Origin of the sequence: Streptomyces sp. NRRL S-37 (genome assembly GCF_000721605.1) — a bacterium.
Classification (GTDB): Bacteria; Actinomycetota; Actinomycetes; order Streptomycetales; family Streptomycetaceae; genus Streptomyces.
This window is the reverse complement of the sequence record NZ_JOIZ01000003.1, coordinates 202,132-222,424: the sequence shown is the minus strand read 5'-3', so window position 1 is coordinate 222,424 and position 20,293 is coordinate 202,132. Positions and strand designations below refer to the sequence as shown.

Annotated in this window: 19 protein-coding genes; 4 read left to right on the top strand and 15 right to left on the bottom strand. The window is 72.3% G+C overall.

What is annotated here, in order from left to right:
- Positions 1-136 precede the first annotated feature (136 nt).
- Both IH50_RS39380 and IH50_RS0105145 read left to right on the top strand, forming a co-directional pair.
- On the top strand, positions 137-343 hold the full coding sequence (locus tag IH50_RS39380) for a DUF4236 domain-containing protein (RefSeq protein WP_078913860.1): 207 nt from the start codon (positions 137-139) through the stop codon (positions 341-343).
- A 64-nt stretch (positions 344-407) separates the two neighbouring features.
- Positions 408-1,937, top strand: a complete 1,530-nt coding sequence (locus tag IH50_RS0105145) for a UDP-N-acetylglucosamine 1-carboxyvinyltransferase (protein ID WP_030857700.1) — start codon at positions 408-410, stop codon at positions 1,935-1,937.
- A gap of 356 nt (positions 1,938-2,293) precedes the next feature.
- On the opposite strand, the gene IH50_RS0105140 is transcribed toward IH50_RS0105145, so the two are convergent.
- The 14 genes from IH50_RS0105140 to IH50_RS0105075 form a co-directional block, all read right to left on the bottom strand.
- Positions 2,294-5,443, bottom strand: coding sequence for a M48 family metalloprotease (locus tag IH50_RS0105140; protein ID WP_030857697.1), 3,150 nt, complete (start codon positions 5,441-5,443; stop codon positions 2,294-2,296).
- Positions 5,440-5,958 (bottom strand): hypothetical protein, encoded by a 519-nt coding sequence (locus IH50_RS0105135; RefSeq protein WP_234328089.1) that lies wholly within the window; start codon positions 5,956-5,958, stop codon positions 5,440-5,442. Before IH50_RS0105135 ends, IH50_RS0105140 begins: the two co-directional genes overlap by 4 nt.
- A 183-nt stretch (positions 5,959-6,141) precedes the next feature.
- On the bottom strand, positions 6,142-6,957 hold the full coding sequence (locus tag IH50_RS0105130; protein ID WP_030857693.1) for a histidinol-phosphatase: 816 nt from the start codon (positions 6,955-6,957) through the stop codon (positions 6,142-6,144).
- A gap of 4 nt (positions 6,958-6,961) precedes the next feature.
- Entirely contained in the window at positions 6,962-7,750 is a 789-nt protein-coding gene (locus IH50_RS0105125) for an SDR family NAD(P)-dependent oxidoreductase (protein WP_030857691.1), read from the bottom strand.
- Positions 7,747-8,748, bottom strand: a complete 1,002-nt coding sequence (locus IH50_RS0105120) for a hypothetical protein (RefSeq protein WP_158801165.1) — start codon at positions 8,746-8,748, stop codon at positions 7,747-7,749. The genes IH50_RS0105125 and IH50_RS0105120 overlap by 4 nt, the downstream gene beginning before the upstream one ends.
- A complete protein-coding gene (locus IH50_RS0105115; protein WP_199822046.1) occupies positions 8,745-9,935 on the bottom strand; it encodes a methionine adenosyltransferase in 1,191 nt (396 codons plus the stop codon). The genes IH50_RS0105120 and IH50_RS0105115 overlap by 4 nt, the downstream gene beginning before the upstream one ends.
- A gap of 47 nt (positions 9,936-9,982) precedes the next feature.
- Positions 9,983-10,999 carry an NAD-dependent epimerase/dehydratase family protein gene (locus IH50_RS0105110; RefSeq protein ID WP_030857685.1) on the bottom strand — a complete coding sequence of 339 codons (1,017 nt, stop codon included), beginning with the start codon at positions 10,997-10,999 and terminating at the stop codon, positions 9,983-9,985.
- Positions 10,996-11,442, bottom strand: coding sequence for a type II toxin-antitoxin system RatA family toxin (locus IH50_RS0105105; protein ID WP_030824543.1), 447 nt, complete (start codon positions 11,440-11,442; stop codon positions 10,996-10,998). Before IH50_RS0105105 ends, IH50_RS0105110 begins: the two co-directional genes overlap by 4 nt.
- A gap of 66 nt (positions 11,443-11,508) precedes the next feature.
- A complete protein-coding gene (locus IH50_RS0105100) occupies positions 11,509-12,678 on the bottom strand; it encodes an acyl-CoA dehydrogenase family protein (protein WP_030857682.1) in 1,170 nt (389 codons plus the stop codon).
- Positions 12,679-12,867: 189 nt separating this feature from the next.
- Complete coding sequence (locus IH50_RS0105095) at positions 12,868-13,521, bottom strand: HAD family hydrolase (RefSeq protein ID WP_051767176.1); 654 nt, start codon at positions 13,519-13,521, stop codon at positions 12,868-12,870.
- A gap of 44 nt (positions 13,522-13,565) precedes the next feature.
- Complete coding sequence (locus tag IH50_RS0105090) at positions 13,566-14,351, bottom strand: ABC transporter permease (RefSeq protein WP_030857678.1); 786 nt, start codon at positions 14,349-14,351, stop codon at positions 13,566-13,568.
- Positions 14,344-15,333 (bottom strand): ABC transporter ATP-binding protein, encoded by a 990-nt coding sequence (locus IH50_RS0105085; RefSeq protein ID WP_037872021.1) that lies wholly within the window; start codon positions 15,331-15,333, stop codon positions 14,344-14,346. Before IH50_RS0105085 ends, IH50_RS0105090 begins: the two co-directional genes overlap by 8 nt.
- Entirely contained in the window at positions 15,323-15,883 is a 561-nt protein-coding gene (locus IH50_RS0105080) for a hypothetical protein (RefSeq protein ID WP_234328088.1), read from the bottom strand. The genes IH50_RS0105085 and IH50_RS0105080 overlap by 11 nt, the downstream gene beginning before the upstream one ends.
- Positions 15,880-16,920, bottom strand: coding sequence for a hypothetical protein (locus IH50_RS0105075; RefSeq protein WP_030857672.1), 1,041 nt, complete (start codon positions 16,918-16,920; stop codon positions 15,880-15,882). Before IH50_RS0105075 ends, IH50_RS0105080 begins: the two co-directional genes overlap by 4 nt.
- A gap of 240 nt (positions 16,921-17,160) precedes the next feature.
- On the opposite strand from IH50_RS0105075, the gene IH50_RS0105070 reads away from it, so the two are divergent.
- Together IH50_RS0105070 and IH50_RS0105065 are read left to right on the top strand one after the other, a co-directional pair.
- Positions 17,161-18,498, top strand: a complete 1,338-nt coding sequence (locus tag IH50_RS0105070; RefSeq protein ID WP_078913856.1) for an aspartate aminotransferase family protein — start codon at positions 17,161-17,163, stop codon at positions 18,496-18,498.
- The gene (locus IH50_RS0105065) at positions 18,495-19,454 is read left to right on the top strand and encodes a class I SAM-dependent methyltransferase (protein WP_078913855.1); all 960 of its coding nucleotides are present in this window, start codon (positions 18,495-18,497) and stop codon (positions 19,452-19,454) included. Before IH50_RS0105070 ends, IH50_RS0105065 begins: the two co-directional genes overlap by 4 nt.
- Positions 19,455-19,483: 29 nt before the next feature.
- On the opposite strand, the gene IH50_RS37470 is transcribed toward IH50_RS0105065, so the two are convergent.
- Positions 19,484-20,212 (bottom strand): helix-turn-helix domain-containing protein, encoded by a 729-nt coding sequence (locus IH50_RS37470; RefSeq protein WP_234328087.1) that lies wholly within the window; start codon positions 20,210-20,212, stop codon positions 19,484-19,486.
- Positions 20,213-20,293: the final 81 nt, after the last annotated feature.

The following is a 20,293-nucleotide window of genomic DNA, read 5'->3' as shown; positions in this document are numbered from 1 at the left end:
TGGTCATGCCCGGACCCGGTACGCCACCCCGCCCCACCCTCCACCCTCCGCCGCGTCACGGCCCGGCGCCATCTTTGCGCCCGGACGGGGTAACCGACTGAGACGGAGTCAGTTCGGGACGGAAAGGGAGACAGGGATGCCGCTCACGTTTCGCAAGAGCTTCCGGATCCTTCCGGGGGTACGGCTGAACATCAACAAGCGGTCGTGGTCCATCACCACCGGCGGCGGGAACGGCCCCCGGTACACCCGCAGCAGCACGGGACGTCGTACGACATCAGCGGATTTGCCCGGACCTTTCGGATGGCGTCGGACCCGCCAGAGCCGCCGCACCAGGGGACACTGACGCCACATCACCCGAATGGCCCCCCCAGGAGGTGCCATCTCATATCTGAGATAACCTCATTCTCATGTCAGACGACTACCTCGTACGCATCGGCAAGCTCATCCGTGACGCCCGTCAGCACCGTGGGTGGACGCAGACGCAGCTCGCCGAGGCGCTCAACACCAGTCAGAGCGCCGTCAATCGGATCGAGCGCGGAAACCAGAACATCAGCCTTGAGATGATCGCCCGGATCGGCGAGGCCCTGGACAGCGAGATCGTCTCGCTGGGCTACGCCGGTCCGATGCATCTGCGCGTGGTGGGCGGCCGCCGTCTCTCCGGCGCCATCGACGTCAAGACGAGCAAGAACGCGTGCGTGGCCCTGCTGTGCGCCTCGCTGCTCAACAAGGGGCGCACCGTGCTGCGCCGCGTCGCCCGCATCGAGGAGGTCTACCGTCTCCTGGAGGTGCTGAACTCCATCGGCGTGCGCACCCGCTGGATCAACGACGGCGTCGACCTGGAAATCGTGCCGCCGGCCGAGCTGGACCTCGCGTCCATCGACGCGGACGCCGCCCGCCGCACCCGCTCCATCATCATGTTCCTCGGCCCGCTGCTGCACCGCCTGGACCGCTTCATGCTCCCGTACGCCGGCGGCTGCGACCTCGGCACGCGCACCGTCGAGCCACACATGATCGCGCTGCGCCGGTTCGGCCTGGACATCGCCGCGACCGAGGGCCAGTACCACGCGGTGGTCGACCGCTCCGTCGCCCCCGACCGCCCGATCGTGCTGACCGAGCGCGGGGACACCGTCACCGAGAACGCGCTGCTCGCCGCCGCCCGGCACGACGGCACCACCGTCATCCGCAACGCCTCCTCCAACTACATGGTCCAGGACCTGTGCTTCTTCCTGGAGGCACTGGGCGTCAAGGTCGACGGCATCGGCACCACCACGCTCACCGTGCACGGCGTGCCCACCATCGACGCCGACGTCGACTACTCCCCCTCCGAGGACCCGGTCGAGGCGATGAGCCTGGTGGCCGCGGCCGTGGTGACGGAGTCGGAGCTGACGGTCCGCCGGGTCCCCATCGAGTTCCTGGAGATCGAACTGGCGGTCCTGGAGGAGATGGGCCTCGACCACGACCGCACGCCGGAGTACTTCGCCGACAACGGCCGCACGCGCCTGGTGGACCTCACCGTCCGCCCCTCCAAGCTGGAGGCGCCGATCGACAAGATCCACCCGATGCCGTTCCCCGGCCTCAACATCGACAACGTCCCGTTCTTCGCGGCGATCGCGGCGACGGCCCAGGGCAAGACCCTCATCCACGACTGGGTCTACGACAACCGCGCCATCTACCTGACCGACCTCAACCGCCTCGGCGGCCGCCTCCAGCTCCTCGACCCGCACCGCGTCCTGGTCGAGGGCCCGACCCGCTGGCGCGCCGCGGAGATGATGTGCCCGCCCGCCCTGCGCCCGGCCGTGGTCGTCCTGCTGGCCATGATGGCCGCGGAGGGCACGTCGGTCCTGCGTAACGTGTACGTCATCAACCGGGGTTACGAGGACCTGGCGGAGCGGCTGAACTCCATCGGGGCGCAGATCGAGATCTTCCGGGACATCTGACATCTTTCAGAAAAAGCGCCGCCACGCCCTTGCTGACCTGTATGAACGCGAGGCATGAAGGGGCGTGGTGGCGCCTCTGGGGCTTTTCGGGGCTTTCGGCCGGAACCGAAGGCGTCGTCTTGCGGGCCGGAGCGAGACCGGGAGAAGGGCCGAGCCGGGGCCCTGCCCCGGCTCACCGCCCCGCGCCGGCGTTGCCGTCGCCCTTCGCCGGGCCACCGGCGACTTCGGCGGTGTCGGTGTGACTGTTGTCGTCGCGGCAGCCGTCCCCGTCGTGCCGTCGGTGTCGTGCTCGACCCGCGACAGGCACTCGCCCCGTGTGACGGGTCGCATCGGGTGCCGGGCGTTCCGGGAGCGGCTTACGCCGACAGAACGATGTCGATGGCCGCTGTCAGCGCCTTCGTCTGGTTCTCCATGGCAGGCAGAAGTTCCTCGACGGCCTCGTCGAATTCGGCCGCGGTTTCCGCCTCGGTGGCGGTCAGGCAGTGGTCCCTGGTGATCCGGGTCTCGGCAAGGTAGTGATCCCACGCCTGCTCGAGGTCCGGCGAAAGGGACATGCTGATCCGGCGGCCTCGGTCCTCGGCGTCTCGCAGGATGCCGGTCCATGTGGCACAGGCCGGCTCCAGCCTCTTCGCCACCCTGATGACGTCGTGGCGTTGTGGGGTCGCGGGCATGGTGGCGAGAGCCTCCGCCATGATGTGGCGGGCGTCCGCGGTCCGATCACGGACGCCCTCCAGGTGGGACATCCGATCGATGAGGGGTGAGTTCACCGACCGGCCCGGTCCGGTCGGGGAGATCGCGTACTGGATCAGCAGGTCGTTCGGGTGCAGAGGGGCGGACACGACCAGCGTCTGGAAGACGGTGGTACTGAGAACGAGCCCCATGGTGATCGTATGGAGGAACTCGATCACGGGGCGACGACCGGCCATGCGAGGTGCGTCCGTCGTGCCGCGCGGCGGCCCGCTCAGGCGCCTGCGTGCCCTCAGCACCGTCGCCAGGGCGTGGGAGAGTGCCGCTCCCCCCGCGGCTGCCAGCAGTCCGAGGGTCATCACATACCCCAGCGCGTACTCGACCAGGGGTGCGTAGCGGCCCGGCTGCCAGGTACACGTCCGGGCAAGACTGTTCGCCGGGCCCAGACACCCGTCGAGGACACCTCTGACGCTCTGGCACAGCAGGCCGATCAAGCCGGAAAGGCCGGAGGCCACCAGAGCGGTGAGGACGGGATGACGACCGTGAGCGGTCCATCCGGCCACCACCCCCGTCACCAGCATCACGGTGCCGGTCACCACGGTGATCCAGGCGAGATTTTCGATGCTGTCGATCCGCCAGCCGGTCCCTCCCGCCGCGGAGCCGGTGACCATCGGCTCCGCGAGGATACCGGCACAGCACAGCAGGCCGCCTACGACGCCGATACGGACGAGGGGAACCAGCTCGGGAACGTGCGCGGCGGGCAGCACCGATCCCGGTCGCACCAGGTCCAGCCAGTAGCCCTCGCGGTCCCGTCCGTGCCGGTGCCATATCACCAGGACGATCCGGCGCCATATCAGCAGAATGACGGACCACAGCAGCATTCCCGGAACGATGCCGCCCAGCCTGCCGACGGCCGTCAGGAAGGAGAGAAGAAGGAGCAAGCCGAGGAACACGACGCCGCCGTACGCCACAAAACGAAGCAGCACCCTCATGGCCGCGCGTTTTCCGGCGAACAGCTCGGTCACCAGGTCCGGTGGCCTGTGGTCGGGGGACTGCTGCACCTGCTCCAGAAGCAGCTGAAGCCTGCGGGCCCGCCGGCGGGCCCCGGCACGCCTGATGCGTCCGAACCGATTCCCCACGGTCGGCAGGGGCCGCCGGGCCAGCCACAGCCGGAGGGGGACGAGCCACAGGAGCGGCACCGACCACCACAGCCCTGTGAAGCCCATGTCGCTGCCGGGCAGAGCGGTGAGGATCGCCATCACCCGCACGGCCAAGGGTGCGTCATGTGCGGGAAGTTCAGCCCATTCCAGCGCCTCGGTGACGGAGAAGTGCCAGCCGGTGATCCACGCTTCCCTCACCCACCACAGCAGCACGAACGCCAGGACGAGCCCGGGTACGAGCAGTCCCGCACGTATATGGAGGTTGATGCTTCGCCCCCGATAGGTTCGTATGCGCAACTCCGCGTACTGCGCGGTCCAGCTCATCAGCAGGACGGCCACGGCGACGAGGAGCACCAGGACCTCGGGGCGGGCGGGCAGCGGCTGTCCCTCCCTGACGCCGGCGTTCGACAACTCGCCCAGGGCGAGTCCGGCGCCCAGCCACAGCCCCGCCCACCAGCCTGCGGGCACGGAGCGGCCGGTGAGCACCGCGTGGAGAACGGCGCGCCACAGCACGACCCCTCCGATCTGCGCGGTCAAGCCGCCGACCAGCAGATACTGCCCCAGGGCGGGCCACGCCCACGAGGAGCCGGACATCGAGGTCATCGCGTCCCGCGTAGCGGCCGGCCACTCACCGGCCGCACGGAACGGGGACGTGAGCCGCGTTGCGGCGATGTCGGCGGCCAGCCCTGTGAGCAGCAGGGGGAACGCCCGCTGCGCGAACAGCGTCTCGGAATCGGCAAGGGCCCGGCCGCGCAGCCGCCAGGACGGATGAGTGTGCCAGACCTCCACCGCGGCGGTACGCAAGCGCGCGAGCCGGCCCTGGCCGAGCGGTCGTTCCCCGCGGGCGGGGAGCAGGTCGGCGGGATCGACGTGCCAGAGGTGAACGGCCGTGCGGTCGGCGTAGATCTCACGGGTGCGGAGGATGTCGGCCCGGGTCAGGTAGACCAGCGCCACGATCAGGGCGTCCTGGGCCAGATCGTACGGGTTCAGGGACACCGGAGGGGTGATGACTCCGCCGAGTACCACCCCGATGAGGATCACGACTGCCTTGGGGAGCAGCACCATGGCCATCAGGGCCCGCCACATGGACTCGGTGGCATAGGTGATGCCGACATCCCGATTACGGATGTGCGCCAGCTCGTGGAGGACCACGGCCCGGAACGTGGCGGGAGCGAGTGTGGCGCACGCGACGAGGCCGGCGTCGAGGCAGACCTGGGGATGCCGGTGGGTGCCGAGGACGGCGGCGCCGGCGGACGGTGCCCCGGGTGCGTAGAACCAGGCCGGCTCCACCCGCAGGTGCGACCGTTTCCACAGGCGGTCGAGCTCGGCTCGCACCCGGCCGCCGTCGGCGATCTCCGCTATCGGGACCAGCCGGCCTCGCCGGACCCTCCACCCGGGGAGTTTCCGGTAGAGCCAGCCCGCGGCGATGGCCAACGCCGCCGAAGCGAGGTAGGGCAGGAGGACGACCAGCAGGCGTCCGCCCCAGGCGCGTGCGAGGTGTCCGGCGGCCTCGTGCGCCGCGCCGACGCTCACCGCCACACACAGCACCAGCAGCAGGACGAACCGCTCCGTGGTGCCGGTGATGAGGACGCGCTCGTCGAGTGTCGGTTCTCCCGGTTCTTCCGGCAGGGACGCCTCGGGCCGGGCCTCCGACGTCACACCTCGCTCTCGCCGTTGCCGGCCCTGACCAGACGGCCGACGACGCTGTCGGCGAGCTGCTGCGCCCGGGCCTCCTCCATGCCGGCCTGCTTGGCCTTGTCCAGAACGCCCGCCCAGACCTCCCGCAGTGCCTCGGCGCTGAATTCCGGAAGCTCCGCTTGCTCCGGGGCGGAGCCGGGGCGGCGCCGCAGCCGATGCCAGAGTGCGGTGCCGCGCTTCTGGGCCCCGGTCACCGCCGCCTCGCTGATGCGGTTGGCGACCTGTTGCACCACCACCCAGACGACGGGGCTCACGAGAACCACCACCTCGCCCATCCCGAATCCGAGAGGGTCGTCACGCCGGGCCCGCCGGACGAGTCTTCGGCCCATCTCCTCCTGGTCATACTGCCGAAGTCCGGTCAACAGCGGCAGCTCGTACGGCGCGGTCTCCGCCACCACATCATGAACGACGTCGTACAACCGCCGGCCGCACGCGCCGTCGCGGCCCTCACTGCCCTCCGCGTTCTCTGCCCTCATGCCGCCCTCACGCCCCCTCGCTCAAACTGGCACTACGTCAAGTATTCCCGCCGGCCAGGGTTTGCGCCGGACAACTCGTCATCACCGGCCGCCGGCGGATCCGCCCCGCCGCGCGCCGACGGGGGTCAACGCCGGAGCCACTCGAGAAGTTCGTGATGACGTACCTGGTAGACGGTGCGGGCGTCAGGCCAGGGGGAGTGTGCGGGGCACGCCCCGGCGGAACACCGTCCAGGTGCGGAAGCCGATGTCGTGCAGCACGCGCACCACATCCGGGTACTGGTCGCAGACGCGCTCGGGGACGTGCGCGTCGGAGGCGAAGGTGAGGGGCACGCCGAAGTGGTGGGCGCGCTCCAGGAGGTCGTGCTCCGGGTACCAGCCGCCGTGCATCTTGGTGCCGCCCGAGGTGTTGACCTCCATCACGGCACCGGCGTCGCGGATCGCCCGGAGCATCTCGTCGGCCGCGGCCGGCGCGGGGACGGTCCCCAGTTCCGGGCGGTTTCCCTTGAGAGCGTCCACGTGCCCCATGACCTGGAAGAGCCCCGAGCGCGCGCACTCCGCCACCGCGCGGAAGTACCGTCCCTTGACCGCGGCCAGTGCGTCCTCGCCGTCCTCGACGGTCTCCCAGCGGGTGGTGTCGAAGATGTCCCGGCCCTCGAACATGTGGACGGAGCCGATGACGTAGTCCAGCGGGTACCCGGCCAGCTCCCTGGAGTAGGGGTCCATCCGGCCCCGGAAGAAGTCCGCCTCGGTGGAGACGAGGATCTCGATGCTGCGGGCGAACTCCTCCTTCAGCGCCAAGGCCTCGGCGATGTACGAGGGGAACTCCGACTTGGGCATCGCCACCGGGGGCAGTGCGTGGTCGGCCTCCTCCGCGAACATGGGTGTGTGGTCGGACAGGCCGAGCACCTTGACGCCCTTGTCGAGCGCCGCCGTGACGTAGTCGCGCAGCGAACCGGTGGCGTGCCCGCACCGCTCGTGGTGCGTGTGGAGGTCGATCACCGGCTCACACCGCCAGGTATCCGCCGTCGACGGGCAGATCGGTGCCGGTGATGAAGCTCGCCTCACCGGAGAGCAGGAACGCGATCGGCGCCGCGATCTCCTCGGGATCGGCGAACCGCTTCAGCAGGAACTTCCCGCCGTGTTCGGGTGCCGCCTCGGCCGTCGCCCGGTCCAGGCCCAGGGCCTCGCGGTGGAAGCGCTCGTTGTTGGCGTTCCAGACGGTGCCCGGGCTGACCGAGTTGACGCGGATGCCGCGCGGGGCCAGTTCCTCGGCCGTGCACCGGGTGAAGCCGAGTACGGCGGACTTCCCCGTGTTGTACGTCAGGTAGCCGCTCTGCGAGATGTGCGCCGAGATCGAGGCCATGTTGACGACGGCCGCGTCGGCGTCGCGCTCCGGAAGGCCCGCCACGAACTCACGGGTGACGAGCGAGAGTCCGACGATGGTGGGGTCGAGCGCGGCGTGCCAGTCCTCGGCGGTCGCCTCCAGCCCCTTGAAGACGAACCCGGCAGCCAGGTTGACCAGCAGTGTCGGCCGGTCCCAGTCGTCCGGGAGGCCCGCGAAGGCGGCCTTGACGGCGGCGGTGTCCATGACGTCGCCCACCGCGAGCCGGACCTCGTACCCCTCGGCCGTCCACTTCTCGGTCGCGGCCCGGCCGTGCTCCGCGCTCTTGTCGTAGACCAGGACCCGGCAGCCCTCGGAGCACAGGCGCTCGACGACCGCGGCTCCGATGCCCTGCGCGCCGCCGGTCACCATCGCGGTGCGTCCGGCGAGTCCTCGTTCCCGGCCCCTCATCCTGCCAGCTCCTTCGTGGTGGTCCATCGTCCGACGAGGCGGACGGCCTCGTCGCGGTCCAGGTTCTCGGTGGCTCCGTGCGGGGACAGCGTCCGCCCGGTGCCGTCGGTGACGTCCGGGTCGGTGGCGAGCGCGGCCACCGCGTCCAGGTCCACGCCCGCCCGGAACAGGGCCCGGCCGAAGGGGGTGCCGTCCAGGCCGTCGCCGTCCCCGGCGGTGAAGTACCGCCAGTTCTGGAACATGCCCTCCAGGTGTCCCGCGGACAGGTGCACGGCGTTGCGCCCCTCCGAGAGCTCGATGCCGTGCTCGCGGGCGAGGGCCCCGAGGGTGCCCCGCAGCGATCCGGGTGCGGCGTGGAACGGGTGCAGCTCGCCGAGTACCTCGTCACGCAGCTCCGCCACGGGTCGCGCGCTGTGGCACTCCAGCAGGCCGACCAGGGCGTTCGGGGTGCGGTACCCCTGGTCCAGGGCCGGCAGGAAGCCGTTGAGGACCACCGTCGGCCGGCCGCCCACCTCGGTGACGGAGGCGTACGAGCCGGAGCCGAGCTTGTTGATGCCCGCCTCCCGGCAGCGGTCCTCCAGCGCGCGCGGCGACAGGCCGCCGTGGGCCATCGCCACGTAGGCCGGGAGGACGTCGCGGACGCCCGCTTCCTCCCGCAGGGCGTCGAGTTCGCGGCGGGCGCCGGAGGTCAGCGCGGCGACGCCGTCGACGGCCACCCGGTGCAGGCGGGGGTAGTGCAGCAGCAGCTCGCCACGGGCGGCGAAGTCCGCGGCCGGGACGACCGCGCAGCGCAGGACGGACACTCCCTGGCGGCCGAGTGCCTCCACCGCCGCCGCCGCCATGCCGGCGGCGTGCGGGGCGGTCATGACCTCGGGCTTGACCACGACGGCGACGTGGCTGCCGCCGTCGGGCGCCGGCGTCCGCGGCCGGCCGCTGTCGGCGCGGCGCCGGGTGGCCGGCGCCGCGGCCGACAGGGCGCGTACCTCCTCGGGGGTCACCACAGGGTGATGCCCGTCTCTATCAGTTCCGCCGTCAGGTCGCCGGAGCTCGCGACCGTCTTCTCCACCAGCTCCTTCAGCGCGGTCTCGTCCGCGTCGAGGGAGGTGACGACGACCTCGTCCGGGGCCTCCAGCGGGGCTTCCTTGGAGGTGAAGATGTGCACCTGGGAGGGGCCGCCGAACCGCTCGTGGACCTCGCGGGCCAGGCGCATGGCCATCACGTTGTAGATCTTCCCGGTGTGGTCGAGCGGGTTCTTGCCGGCGGGTGCCTCGATGCTCATCGGGCGCATCGGGGTGATGAGGCCGTTGACGCGGTTGCCGCGGCCGACGACGCCGACGTCTCCGGTGTCGGCGACGGAGCCGATCGCGGTGAGGTACGGGCGGCCGTTGCGGTCGGTGGCGTTCATCAGCATCTGCACGTCCTGGATGCCGAGCGAGGCCACGTACGCCTCCAGCTCCTGCTGGATGACGGACTTGCGGGCCCAGTACTGGTCCATCGTCTCGATGTCGGCCGCGAGGAACGGCATGTTGACGACGAGGCTGAAGGTGTCCCGGCGGCGGCTGCCGAAGACCTTGACGTCCCAGCCGGTGTCGGCGTGGCGCTTCTTGAAGTCGGCGCCGTTGATGAGGTTCTCCAGGCCGAGCACCACCGTCTCCAGGCGTGACAGCGGCGCGTAGCCGTGCAGCAGGTTGGTGTCGTTGGAGACGAGACCGGGGGCCCGCAGCGGCACCAGGTCGGCCGCGGAGGCCGGCTGGTAGCGCGAGACGCCGCGGCCCGAGCCCTGGTGGTCGACGATGCCGAGCTCGACCACCAGGTGACGCCCGGGATCGAAACCGGTGGTGACCTCGGAGAGGACGTCGGCGGCGGCACGGAACATGATGTCGTGCACCGGGATCTCGGTGGAGCCGACGCGGTAGGCGCCCTTGCCGAACACCTTGACGCGGTACGGGGCGGTGATCTCGCCCCGTCCGAAGTCGACGTCGGCGCCGCCGCCGTACAGTGTGACCTTGTCGAACCAGTGGTGGGCGACGCCGCCGAACTCCTTCAGGCAGTGCTGGGAGTAGTAGCGGGACATGCGCTCCGCCATGGCGTCGCACATGGTGTCGGGGTGGCCGACGCCCTTGCGCTCGACGAGCTCGTAGGGGAGGTCCTCGACGGTGCGGGAGTCTCGTTCGATCGACAGCATGGCCATCTCTTCTCGGTGATGAGGGGGAGGCGGGGGAACGGGGGCGGTCAGGCGCGCCAGGGGCGCGGTACCCGGCGGGCGGACGCCTCGTGGGTGTCGGCCCAGCGCCGGATCGACCGGTACAGCACGTCCCGTGTGTCCGGGACCCGGACGGTGACGTCGAAGGGGTCGGTCACCGACAGGTAGCCCTGGTAGGCGCGGAAGGCGGTCACCTTCAGCAACTGCGCCCGGTCCAGGTACTCCTCGGCGAACGGCAGGTAGAAGCGGTTCCACTGCTGGGGTGTCACGTACGGCAGCCGGTCCAGCGGGGTCACATCGTGCTCGGCGCGCCAGTCGTTCAGGGCGTCGAGCACGGTGTCGAAGGCGTCGCCGACCCGCTGGGCGCCGTCGCCCCGGCCGAGCACCGACAGCCGGTGCCCCCGCGGTGGACCGGAGTCGAGCAGCCGGGTCACGTGCCCGGCGACGTCGTCGGTGCTGACCATGTCCAGCAGGCCCTTCTCCTCCGCGACGAGCGCGGGCACGGCGCCGTTGCACATCGCGGCGGGCAGCCAGAAGAAGCCGCTGTAGCGGTCGAGCGCGCCGTCCGCCCGGGAACCCATGACGATCGGGAAGCGCACGATGTCGGCGCCGTCCCGCTCGGCGTTGACGATCCGCTCGGCGTGCGCCTTGGACCACTCGTAGGAGTTGCGGTAGGCGTCGCGCGAGGAGGAGGTGATGTCGCCCTCGAGGCCCGTGACGAAGGACGAGGACAGGTGGACGAAGTGGGTCTCGGGGCCGGCCAGGGAGAGCACCGCGCGCAACGGCACGACGTTGGCGTCCTCGGCGTCCTCGTCGGGAAGGTTCCAGCGGGTGTCGGCGGCACAGTGGACGACGGTGTCCCAGGGGCCGCGCAGCTCCCGCGGTGGCTCCTGCGTGCCGATGTGCCAGGCGGAGTGGTGCTCCCCCTCGCCGCCGCGGCGGCTGACACCGTGCGGTGTGTGGCCGGCCGCCCGCAGCGCGCGCATGACGGCGCTGCCGACGGCCCCCGTGGCACCGGTGACCAGGATCCTCGCGGGCACGGTCACGAGACCGCCGTGATCCGCCGCTCGATGGCGTGCAGCATGTGCTCGGCGTTCTCCCGCAGTGCCTTGGTGGCGACCGGGTTGAGCATGTCGGCGAGGAGCGGGATGCCTATCTCGAAGTCGACGACGAAGGTGACGACCGAGGTGCCGTCGCCGGTGTCCTCGACGCGCCAGTACCCGTTGAAGACGTCGAGGTCCCCGGAGACCTGGTCGAAGGACATGACCCTCGCGTCGTGGTCGAGCGTGTCGGCCTCGATCCACTCCAGGACCGAGCCCTTGAGCAGGACGGACCACTCACTGGTACGGGCCCCGGTGTCGGTCTCGCCGATCACGGTGACCGACTCGACGTTCTCCATGTAGGCGGCGTAGTCCTCGAGGCGGGTGACGGCCGTCCAGGCCTCGGCCGCCGGGGCCTTGATCGGCAGGTTGACCTCGACATGCGGCATGGTGGTGTGTCTCCTTGTGTGGTGCCCGGGGTGGGTTCCGCGGCGTCCGGCGGCAGCGGCGGGGCGTCAGTCGGCCGGGTCGAAGGTGATCTCACGCCCGGTTCCGAAGCTGCCGACGACCTCGTCGCAGACCAGGAGGGACGGCGGGTGGTGGTGGGCGGCGAGCGAGTCGAGGGCGAGCCCGGCCGCCTGCTGTCCGCGCCCGTAGAGGCGGCTGCCGACGACCGGGGTGAGGAGGGACACCACCCGGTCGCGGGTGTCGCTGAGGGTGGCGCGCAGTCCCACCGCGGCGGCCATGGCCGCCGCTCCGTCCAGGGTGCCGTTGTCGATGTCCGCGGCGAGCTGGCGGCAGGCGCTGCCGAGGGTCAGCAGTTCGCGGGTGGCGCGGCCGAGCAGGGCGGTGCGCGGGCCGAAACGCCGCGAGACGTTCACACCGTGGTACGCCGTGTCCAGCAGGCCGCTGAGGACACCGTGGTACGTGGCGGTCAGCAGCACCGAGAACCAGGCCATGCCGGCGGTGACGTTCTCGTCGATGACGTCGGCGGGGCCGCGGTGGAAGACGAGCCGGTCGTCGACCTCGACGTCCCGCAGGACCAGCCGGGCGGTGTCGGACTCCCGCATGCCGAGCGAGGGCCACTCCCCCTCGGCGTCCAGTCCGGGCGAACTGCTCGGGATCAGGGCGAGGATGGTCTCGTCGGTGCCGGTGACGCGGGCCGTCAGGCAGACCAGGGTGGCCGTGGTGGCCAGCGAGCACGGGTACTTGACGCCGCTGACGCGGTAGCCCTTCCCGGTCGGGACGGCCTCGGAGCGGCTGGTCATGAAGTTGGGGCTGCCGCCGGGCTCGGCGAACGCGGACGCCACGAGGGCGCCGGAGCGTGCGATGCCCTCCAGCAGCATCCACGTGGTGTCGCGGTGCCGCCGGAAGTAGTCGACCATCAGGCCGACCGTGAAGGCGTGCATGTTCAGGGCGACCGCGGCGGAGGGGTCGAGCCTGCCGAGCGCGCGCTGCGCCGCGGCCGTCCCGGCCAGGTTCGCGCCGGCGCCGCCGAGGTCCTCGGGGATCGGCAGCGCGGCGTATCCGGCCGCGGCGAGGTCCTTGATGCGTTCGGTGCCGGTGACTCCCTCGCGGAGCCGGGGCGGTGTCCACGCCGTGCTCCAGCCGGCGTCCAGCAGAGCCCGGTGCGGCGGCACGCCGTCGTCGGGGTGTCCTGCCGTGTTCTCGGCAGCCGTGCTCATGGTTCTCCCTTCGCCCGTCACGGACCGGCCGGCCCGGTGGCCCGGGTGCCCGGCTCGCCGTGACGGATCGACTCTAGGCAGCGTGGCCGCCGTAGTTCAGCGGGTGTTTCTTTGTGCGGAACGCGAGATCGGGCGGATGCGGCTCCGCCGGTCGTCACAGGTCCCGCACGGGCCTCGCCCGGCCCGTCGTCACAGCTCGAGCAGGGTGAAGAACGCGTCCGGCACGGGAGCACCGGGCGTCACGCGGACGGTGTCCCAGCCGAGGGCGGCGGCGGGTACGAGGTCGAGTCCGGCCGAGTCGCCCACCATCACCCGGCGCTCGAAGCCGCCCTCGCCGATCCGCCGGAACGCGCGGGCGTCGGGCTTCTTCGGGCCGCCGTCGGCGGTGAACAGTCCCCGGTCGAAGACGTCGGGCACCCCGGCCTGGCGCAGCAGGTCCCACATCAGGGTGCCGGGCAGGTAGCAGTTGGACAGGATCCGGAGCGTGTGGCCCGCCTCGTGCGCCCGGCGCGCGGCCTCCGCGACCGGCGCGCACAGGGCGTATCCGCCGGGGTCGGCGCAGCCCAGCGCTCGCCACAGGGCCCCCTCCACCGCGGCTCGCTCCCGGACGGCGCCCTGGGCGCGCAGCGCGCCCTCCATCAGGTCGAGGGTCGCGGGCTGCGAGGCGCCCGGGTCCGTCATGACCTCGTACAAGGTGCCGTACACGGTGTGCACGACGGCGCCGGCGGACCTGGTGTCCAGCTCGAGCGTGTCGGCGAGGACGGCGGTGAACCGTTCCGGGCCCGGCAGCGGCCGGGACGTGACCAGGGTGTCGAAACAGTCGAAGACGACGAGCGCGGACATGGGTGTCCCTCTCTGACGGCGTCCCGGATCCGGCGGCCTACCGCTCAGGACCAGGAGAGTTTGCGGTGGTCGGCCCGGAAGAAGACGAGGGTGACGACGGTGAGTCCGGCCGTGAAGGCGCAGAGGACACCCGCCGGCAGCAGGACGTCCGCGACCCCGCCGCCGCGCAGGATGACCTCGTTGAAGCCGCGCATCGCCCAGTAGCTGGGCACGGCGGGAGCGAAGGGCTCCGCCCAGTCCGGCATCGCCGACTGGGGGGTCAGGGCGCCGCCGAGTCCCGCGAAGACCAGGGCCAGGAGGTTGGCGATGACGCTGAGCTGGGAGATCGTGCGGCACAGTGCGACCAGCGCCATGCCCACCATGACCACGCAGAGCGCCAGCGGCAGCGCCACCACCACCAGGGCGAGGCAGGAGCCCGTCACCCGCAGGCCGAACAGCGCTCCCCCGGCCCCGAAGATGACGGCGAGCTGGAGCACCGCGGCGGCCAGCGGCACGACGACGCGCGCGGCCAGCAGCTCGGCCGGGCGGGCGGTGCTCGCGCGCAGCCGGTCCCAGGTGTTCCAGCCGTGTTCGCGGAACATGGCGAAGCCGACCACGTTCACCAGGAAGAAGAGGAACATCACCGCCATGCCGGGGACGGCCTGTTCGGCGCCGTTGGCGTCGGCGGCCTCGCCGCCGGCCCGCAGGGCGGCGCGGAACAGCGGCTGCATGAAGCCCATGATGAGCAGCGGCATGACCGTGCGGACCACCAGGGGCGCGGGGTCGCGCAGCAGCAGCCGGACGTCCTGCCGGACGAGGGCGGTGATCCGTGTCAGTGCCCCGTCACGCATGCTGCTCCGCCCCGATCCTGTCCGTGCTCGTGTGGTCTTCCCCGTTGCCGCCGTGCTGCCCTCCGGTGAGCCTCAGGAAGACGTTGTCGAGGCTGGGCCGGACGACGCGCAGGGCGGACAGCCGGGCGGCGGCGTCGCCCAGGGCGGCCAGCACCTGGGCCGTGACCAGGTGGGGCTGTTCCACCCGGACGAGGAGCGTGTCGCCCTGCCGGGTCACCGGCCAGGGCAGGCCGAGTTCGGGAGGCGTGCCGGAGAAGACCAGTTCCACGGCGCTGTCGCCGTGCCGCCGGACCAGGTCGTCGACGGAGCCGCGGGCGATGACGCGCCCTTGGTGCAGGACCGCCACGTCCGCGGCGAGGTCCTCGATCTCGGGGAGGTAGTGCGTGGAGTAGCAGACGGCGGTGCCCTGCGCGGCCAGCTCCCGTACGTGGGCGACGAGGCGGGCCCGGGTCTCCACGTCGACACCCGCGGTGGGCTCGTCGAGAAGCACCAGCCGCGGCCGGTGGATCAGTGCCATCGCGGTGTGCACACGGCGCTGCTGGCCGCCGGAGAGCCGGGACGCGGGGCGGTCCATCAGCCCGGTGAGCGCGAGGGGTTCGGCGACCTCCTCGGTACGCCGCCGGGCCTCCTTGCCGCGCAGACCGGCCAGTTCGGCGAAGAACCGCAGGTTCTGGCGTACCGTCAGGGGCGGGTAGATGCCCAGTTCCTGTGGGGCCAGGCCGAGTTCGCGGCGGGCCCGGCGCGGATGCCGCGTCACGGAGTGCCCCAGTACCTCGATCTCCCCGGCGTCCGGCCGCACCAGGCCCGCGATCAGGGACATCAGCGTGGTCTTGCCCGCGCCGTTGTGTCCCAGCAGGCCCACGATCGTGCCCTCGGCGATCTCCAGGTCGACGTGGTCGAGGGCGATCGTGCGGCCGTAGCTCTTGCCGGCTCCGCGCACGGAGAGGGCCGGTGGCCGGACCGGCCCCGGCTCAGTCGGCACGGCGCGTCCAGGCGTCCGGCAGCAGCGGGGGCAGACCGACGCGGTCCATCAGAGGCTGCCAGGTACGGGCGAGTTTGAAGCCCTTCATCATGCCGCTGCCGGACCGGACGTCGGGCAGCGGTTCGGTGTACCCGAGCTGCGCCTCGGTCTCCGCGAGGTGGTCGCGCAGCCGCTGGAGCCACGCCTCGCCTCGCTCACCGGCCGCGTCCAGTCCCTCGGCGGCGAGCGCCGTCCCGGCCTCCGCCTCCTCGGCGGGAAGACCGGCGAACGGATCGAAGGCGGCCTCGTCGTGGCCGTACATCAGTTCGCCCTCGGTGCGCAGCCCGCGGATCGACAGCGACAGCTGGATCAGGTCGTACGCCATGAGGACGGCGACCTCGTCCTGTCCGGCGGCGACGGCGCCCTCGACGTCCTCCAGGCGGGCCCGGCAGCCCAGGAGGAGACGGGCGGCGCCGTGGCCGCGGAAGGTGAGCAGCCGCCGGAGGTCGGCGGACGCCTCGGCGGGGCCGGTGGCCGTGTCGCCGGTCACGGTCGTGGGGGAATGCGTCACGCGGGAACCTCCGGAGCCGGGTGGGCGACACCGAGCCACACCATGTTGTGCGTGAAGAGCGGAAGAAGATCCTCGGGGGGCGGGGTGCCGGCCGGCCCCGACCAGACGACGCCGTCGCCGTCGGCGGCCGGCAGGCCGAGCCGCCGTACTTCCAGGGCCCGCAGCTGCCAGCGGTCCACGACCGTGCGGTCGTCCAGTTCCATGGCCCCGGCGCCGGTGGCCCAGCGCAGCACGGTGTGCAGCGTCCCGGCGGGACCGACGAGCCGTTCGACGGCGTCGAGGCAGAACGGCACCCGCTCGCGGGGATCGGCGGGCGTCAGGACGGTGCGCAGCAGCCGCAGGTTCTCGTGGTCGCCGAGCACCTTCAGCTTCTCGCCCACCCACTTGGCGGCGAAGTACAGTTCCCCGCCGTCGGCCGCACGGGCGTTCAGCGCGGCGACGACCGCCTCGCGGGCCCGGACCGCGGCCGTCAGCGGCTTGGCGTCGAGCAGCCAGCGGGCGGCCTGTGCGAGCCGGTGCGCCTCGACCACCCACCACTCCCGCAGGACTTCCGCGAGCCAGGGCCCGCGCAGCCCCGCGTGCCAGACGTCCCAGGGCTGGACGACCGCGAGGGGCAGTCCGAGGGCGAGCCGGGAGACGGTGCTGAGGGTACGGCGCCGGTGGTTCCAGGCGTCCTCGGTGACGCTCTCGAAGCGCGGCCACGGATCGGCGGTCAGCGCGGCGGCACTCGCCCGGACGGTGCTCGCCCGGCGGATGCCGATGTCGATCAGCGTGCCGTGCTCGTGGGACTGGATGGGGAAACGCTTGAGGTTCTCGTTCTCGACGAGGACCAGGAGATCGAGGTCGCTGCGCACGTTGCCGAAGCCCGCGAGCACCGACCCGGCGGCGACCGCGAGGGCCGGCGTCCCCATGCCCTGGTCGGCCTCCTTGAGCACGGCGTCCTTGCTCAGTCCCCGCAGGTCGAGGAAGGCGGCGAGGCGCCTCTCCAGGACATCCGGTCCGGGGAACGCCGCAGCGCCCGGGGAAGTGGTCTCCATGCGTCGGTGCACCTTTCGGATACGGACGGCGAGGATGATCACCCTGTCAAGGGCGGCGTCCGGGTTCAACGCGTGTTCCGGCAGCCGGAACACCGCTTCGCAGGGACGCGCGCGGGGGGCTAGAACCGTGTCCCGACAGCTGCGGACCGTCCGCCCCGCCGACCGGCGGCCCTCCCCCTGAGGAGCACCGCGTCGCGCGGTCCGCGATCCGCCGGACCACGGAAGAGGACGGCTGCGCACATGACCGCGAACACCGGTGACAGGACGGCCCGGGAGACGCTCACCGCGATCCGGCGGCACCTCTCGCCGCAACTGGCCCTCGTCTACGGCATGAACGGCTCGGGCGCCGTCGAGGCGCGGGGCGAGGGCGCGCGGATGCGCCTCTCCGACGGCCGCACCACGCTCGACTTCGGCAGTTACGCGGTGACGCTGCTGGGCCAGCGCCACCCGGCCGTGGTGGCGGCGGTCCGTGACGAGCTGGACGCGATGCCGGTGTCCAGCCGGGTCCTGGGCAACCGGGCCACCGCGGCGCTCGCCGAGGCGCTGGCCGGCTGGGCCGACCCGGGCCGCCTGACGAAGGTGTGGCTGGGGCTGAACGGCGGCGACGCGGTGGAGGCGGCGCTGAAACTGGCCCGCCGGGCCACCGGCCGCCGGCGGGTGATCGCGGTCGAGGGCGCCTACCACGGCAAGTCCATGGGCGCGCTGGCCGCGACCTGGAACGCCCGCTACCGCGCATCCCTGGAGCCGCTCCTCGGCGGGGTGACCCACATTCCCGCGGACGTCTCCGCGGTACCCGGCGCCTTCGAGGGCGAGGAGGTCGCCGCCGTCCTGTTCGAACCCGTGCAGGGCGAGGGCGGCGTACGGCCCCTGGACCCCGCGTTCCTGAAGGCCCTGGCCGACGCGGCCCGCGCCCACGGTGCGTTCGTCATCGCCGACGAGGTGCAGACCGGGCTGCGCCGCTGCGGTCCTCGCCTGGTCGGCACCGGCCTCGGTCTCGAGCCGGACGCCGTACTGCTCGGCAAGGCACTGGGGGGCGGGGTGCAGCCGGTGTCCGCCGTGGTGGCGACGCCGGAGCTGTACGCGCCGCTCGCCGCGGACCCCTTCGCGCACACGACCACGTTCTCCGGGCACCCGCTCGGCGCCGCGGCCGGTGTGGCGGCGCTGCGGGTGGTGGAGGAACTCGCCCCGCGCGGCGCACGTCTGGCGGAGGTCTTCGGCTCCGGCCTGACCCGGCTGGCGGAGCGCCACGCCGGTCTGGTCACCGCGGTGCGCGGACAGGGCCTCCTGTGGGGCGTCGAGTTCGCGACGCGGGCCGCCGCCGGCGAGATCCTGATGGAGCTCGGCCGCCGGGGCCTGGTCGTCTCGCCCTGTCTGGGCCGGCCGGAGGTGCTGCGGCTGCTGCCGCCGCTGGTCGCCACGGACGAGGACGCCGAGGAGGCACTCGCCCTGCTGGACACCGTCTGCTCGGCGGTGCCCGACGAGTTCCGGACGCCGGCCGCCCCGGCCCTGACCGTCCGACGCCCCGCCCCACGACCGTCCGGGCCGGGCCCCGGCAGCAACGCGAGGAGTACGAGATGAGCACGGAACCCGGCGTCCCGGCCGGAACCCGGGAGACACGGGAGACACAGAGGGCTCAGGGAACACGGAGCGCGCGGGAAACACAGGCGCCCGACCAGACCGGCGTCCAGTACCGCTACCACCGCGACCTGTTCCCCGCGCTGCACGACTGGGAGAACACCGAGCGGGCCATCGTGGAGTTCACCGGCGAGCAGGGACCCGACGGGCTCCTGGGCCTGGACCAGATGGGTCACTTCGGCCCGCAGGGCTGCGACGCCGTGGTCGGCGCCGTCGTCGCCCGCCTGGGCTCCGGCCGCGCGGTGGACCTGTGCGAGCTGGGCAGCGGTTTCGGCGGCGCGCTGCGCTACACCGTGGACAGGCTCGCCGCCGCGGGCGTCGAGGTGCGGCGCTCCTACGGTGTCGACCTCGTCGCCGAGCACTGCGAGGTCAGCGCCCGGATCAGCCGCGCACAGGGCCGCACCACGATGACGGAGCTGTGCGCCTCGGCCACCGCCGTGCCCCTCCCCGCCGCCTCGCTCGACCTGGTGCTGGTCACGGGCTCGATGCCGCACTTCCCCGACCCGGGCGCCGTACTGCGCGAGGCGGCACGGCTGCTGCGGCCCGGCGGGCTGCTGGTGGTCACCGAGGAGGTGAGCCTCACGCCGGACGGCGAGGAGCCCTCGGAGGCGTTCCGCGCGGTCCATCCGCGCGGCGTCTTCTTCACCACGTCGCTGACCGGCCGGACGGACCAGCTGGCCCGGGCCGGTTTCGGCGACGTGGAGCGCAAGGACCTGACCGACTGGGCCGTGGCACTGCTCACCGACCGGCTGAAGGTGGTGCGCATCTTCCGCGGGAGCGTCGCGAACATCTACGGGGGAGCCTCGGCGGACCTCATCCGGGACACCCTGACCGCGGCCCGGGAGGAGTACCTCGCGGGCAGACTGCTGCCCACGCTGTTCGTGGCCGGGAAGCCGTAGCCGGGAAGGGCGGCGGGTGCCGTACGCCGTCAGGAGGCGGTCAGCAGTTCGGGATTGCGCCGCAGGGCGCGGGAGACGGCGGCGCACGCGGTCTTGAGGTGCGCGGCCGCCGGGCCCACGTGGAACCCGGCCTGCGGCCCCGCGACGGCCAGTGCCCCGGCGACCGCGCCGGATGCCGTCAGTACCGGGGCGGCGACACCGACCACGCCGGGCACGCCGCGGACGACCGCGAAGCCCTGATGCCGCACGCGGGCCGACTCGGCCTCCCGGACGCGCGCGCCCCGGCCGGCCACGGTGTCGTCCTCGGCGCCGAAAGCACGGAACACCCTCGTCGCGGCCCGGTCGGAGGCCCGGGTCTCCTCCATGCCCAGTCCGCGGCCGGGTTCGTGGGTGCGCCGTACGGCGTCCACCAGGACGGCGTCCGCACCGGTGGGGTCGGCGACGAGGACGAACGCGCTGCCGTGGGTGAGCCGGTGCAGTTGTTGCGCGTGCGGGAAGGCGATGTCGCGGAGCATGAGCCGGCGGGGCACCCTGGCTCCCAGCATGAACAGGCCCATGCCGAGCCTGAGTCCCTTCTCCCCGCGCTCCAGCATGCCCTCCTTGACGAGCTCGGTGATGATGCGGTGGGCCGTCGCCTTGGGCATGTCGGCCCGGCGGGCGATCTCGGAGAGCGGGAGTTCCGGCTCGCCGGACCGGAAGGCGCGGAGGACGCCGAGACCGCGCGCGAGCATGGAGCGGGAGCTGTTGTCGACGGACAAAGAATGACCTCCGTGTCGGGGCGGAGCGGTGGTGCGGTGCCGGCCCGGTACGCGACGGGGCGTACCGGGCCGACGCGGGCT